Annotated in this window: 4 protein-coding genes; all 4 read right to left on the reverse strand. The window is 70.2% G+C overall.

Going from position 1 to position 3,107, the window contains the following annotated elements:
- Positions 1-357: 357 nt before the first annotated feature.
- Positions 358-738: a helix-turn-helix domain-containing protein gene (locus EHS43_RS41240; RefSeq protein WP_007385114.1), complete on the reverse strand. Its 381-nt coding sequence runs from the start codon at positions 736-738 to the stop codon at positions 358-360.
- A 109-nt stretch (positions 739-847) separates the two neighbouring features.
- Entirely contained in the window at positions 848-1,393 is a 546-nt protein-coding gene (locus EHS43_RS41245; RefSeq protein WP_125195636.1) for a CinA family protein, read from the reverse strand.
- The gene (gene pgsA / locus EHS43_RS41250) at positions 1,390-2,208 is read right to left on the reverse strand and encodes a CDP-diacylglycerol--glycerol-3-phosphate 3-phosphatidyltransferase (RefSeq protein WP_125195637.1); all 819 of its coding nucleotides are present in this window, start codon (positions 2,206-2,208) and stop codon (positions 1,390-1,392) included. Before pgsA ends, EHS43_RS41245 begins: the two co-directional genes overlap by 4 nt.
- The coding region (locus EHS43_RS41255) for a MiaB/RimO family radical SAM methylthiotransferase (protein WP_125195638.1) at positions 2,205-3,107 on the reverse strand (903 nt) is incomplete at its 5' end. The genes pgsA and EHS43_RS41255, both read right to left, overlap by 4 nt.

Here is a 3,107-nt window from a genome sequence, read left to right on the forward strand (position 1 = left end):
GTGCACCGGCAGCAGACTCAGCCCCCATCCGCCCGCCGCGACCGCCCCTTCGAGCGCCCCGGCGTCCGGCGCCAGTACCAGCCGCACAGCGGCCCACCACCACAGCGCCCCGAACCCGAGAGCCATGCCCCGGCGTACTGTCGGCCCCGCCATGCAGCCACCTCCAGCCCGGACGCTAGACGGCGGCCCCACCTGCGGGGAGGGCGCACCGAGGGCACACGGACGCATCGACGCGGCCGTCGCTCCAAGATGCACGAAAACCCCGACCGGCGCCTCTCCAGACCAGCTGGAGAAACCCGTCCGGGGCCTCGCGGACTTCCTCTCGACGAGCCGTCGAAGGCAGACCGAGCGCGAGCGTCACGCCGCTACGACGTCCACCGCTTCGCTCGGCGCCTTGATGGTCACTCGTTCCGGTGGCACACCCTTCACCGACACGGAACCCAGCATCGGGCGCACGGGCGCCGGTACGGGCTCGCTGGGGGTGGCCGCAGCAGACTGGGCCAGCTCGGCGAGGGCGAGCTCGTCGCTCACTTCTCGCATGAGCTCGGACATCCGTACGTCCAACGCGTCGCAGATCGCGGAGAGCAGTTCGGAGGAAGCCTCCTTCTGCCCCCGCTCCACCTCGGAGAGATAGCCGAGTGAGACTCGGGCGGACGAGGAGACTTCGCGCAGAGTACGGCCCTGGCGCTGGCGCTGCCGACGCAGCACGTCACCCAGCAGGCGACGGAGCAGAATCATCGGTGGCTCCCTCCTCGGACCGCGTAGCCGCATCCTTCACGCCCCACCGTACCGCCTTGCGCCGCGGCCGTGCGGGGAGCGATGTCGTGTTCACTCAGGGCTGCAAACATCAAAACCCCCCGTTCCGTTCCGTATCCTGTGCCCGCTCATTTCCGGTCTGTTCGCTCGCGAGCTCCTCCAGGAGGAGCGCGAGTACGCTCCGTACACTCTCCATACGAATTTCCGCGCGGTCGCCGTTCAACCGCAGCGCGGTCACTTTCCCGCCACTCTCTGCCCCGGAAGCGCCGGCGCCGGGTCCGTCGACGGCCACGTACACCGTCCCGACGGGCTTGCCGTCCTGCGGTTCGGGGCCCGCGACGCCGGTGGTCGCGATGCCCCAGTCGGCGCCGAGCGCTTTGCGCACTCCGGCCGCCATCTGGGTCGCGACCTGCGGATCCACCGCACCTCGCTGGTCCAGCAGGGTGGCGTCGACACCCAGCAGCTCATGCTTCAGCTCGGTGGCGTAGGCCGTCACCGAACCGCGGAACGCCTGGGACGCTCCGGGCGCCGCTGTGATTTCCGCCGCAACCAGTCCGCCGGTGAGCGACTCGGCGACCGCGAGCGTCTGGCCCTTCACGGTGAGTAGTCGCACCACTTGGGCGGCCGGGGAATTCACGCTTCCGTCTCCTCCAACGCCGCTTCGCGCTCGGCGATTCCCTGCCTGCGCAGCACAATGGCCTGTCTCACATAGTCCAGCCCGGTCACCACCGTCAGCACGACCGCCACGGCCATCACCCAGAACCTCGCGGTCGCCAGCCACCCCGTCAGCGCGAGGATGTACATCCCCACGGCGATGCCCTGGCTGAGGGTCTTGAGCTTGCCGCCCCGGCTCGCCGGGATCACGCCGTACCGGATGACGAGGAAACGCAGGAGGGTGATCCCGAGTTCCCTGCCGAGGATGACGATCGTCACCCACCAGGGCAGATCACCGAGCCCGGAGAGACAGATCAGCGCCGCCCCCATGATCGCCTTGTCGGCGATGGGGTCGGCGATCTTCCCGAAGTCCGTGACGAGGTTGTAGGTGCGCGCCAGATGGCCGTCGAACAGGTCGGTGATCATGGCGATCGCGAAGGCCGCCCAGGCGAACGAGCGCCATGCGGGGTCGTACCCGCCGTCGGCCAGCATCAGGGCGACGAAGCCGGGCACGAGGAGCAGCCGGAGCATGGTCAGCAGGTTGGCGATGTTCCAGACGCTGGCCTGGTTGACGGCCGCGGCCGCGATCTTCTTGCCGCGGGCGGGCTTCGCGTCGGAGTCTGCCTCCGCGGCCGCACCGGCCACGACTCCCACTCCGGGGACGACAGCGGCCGTACCGGAGACCACGTCCGAGGGGGCGCTCGGCGCCGGTCCGGGCGCGGCACCCGAGACCGCGCCCGCCGGTCCGCCCTTCGCGGCGGAGGGGCCACCCGCGGCGGACGCCGGAACTCCGGTCATCTGCCCGCCTCCTCACTACACGCGAGCGAGCCGTCGAGCGGCTCGGCCACCAGGTCGACACCTTCCGTACCGACCACCTTCGCCTCGACCATACGACCGACACTGAGACCTTCGCCGCTCGTGAGCAGCACCTGGCCGTCGGTCTCCGGCGCCTGGTGCGCGCCGCGGCCGTGCACACCCTCCTCGTCGACGGACTCGACCAGGACGTGCACGGTCTCGCCGACGCGCTCCTCGGCGCGCTGCGAGACGAGTTCCTCGGCGAGCCGGGAGACACCTGCAAGCCGCTCGGCGACGACGTCCTCGTCCAGCTTGTTCTCGTACGTCGCCGCTTCGGTGCCCTCCTCGTCGGAGTACCCGAAGACGCCGATGGCGTCCAGACGCGCGCCGTTCAGGAACCGCTCCAGCTCGGCCAGGTCGGCCTCGGTCTCGCCGGGGAAGCCGACGATGAAGTTGGAGCGCACGCCGGCCTCGGGGGCCTTGCCGCGGATGGTGTCGAGGAGCTCCAGGAAGCGGTCGGTGTCGCCGAAGCGGCGCATCGCGCGCAGCACGCCGGGGGCGGAGTGCTGGAAGGACAGGTCGAAGTAGGGCACGACCTTGGGCGTGGAGGTGAGCACGTCGATCAGACCGGGCCGCATCTCGGCGGGCTGGAGGTAGCTGACGCGGACGCGCTCGAGACCGTCCACCTCCGCGAGCTCGGGCAGCAGGGACTCCAGCAGACGGATGTCGCCGAGATCCTTGCCGTACGACGTGTTGTTCTCGGAGACCAGCATGATCTCCTTGACCCCCTGCTCGGCCAGCCAGCGCGTCTCGTTGAGGACGTCCGAGGGGCGGCGGGAGATGAAGGAGCCGCGGAAGGACGGGATGGCGCAGAAGGAGCAGCGCCGGTCGCAGCCGGAGGC

The sequence above is a fragment of the Streptomyces sp. RP5T genome (genome assembly GCF_003933965.1).
Taxonomy (GTDB): Bacteria; Actinomycetota; Actinomycetes; order Streptomycetales; family Streptomycetaceae; genus Streptomyces.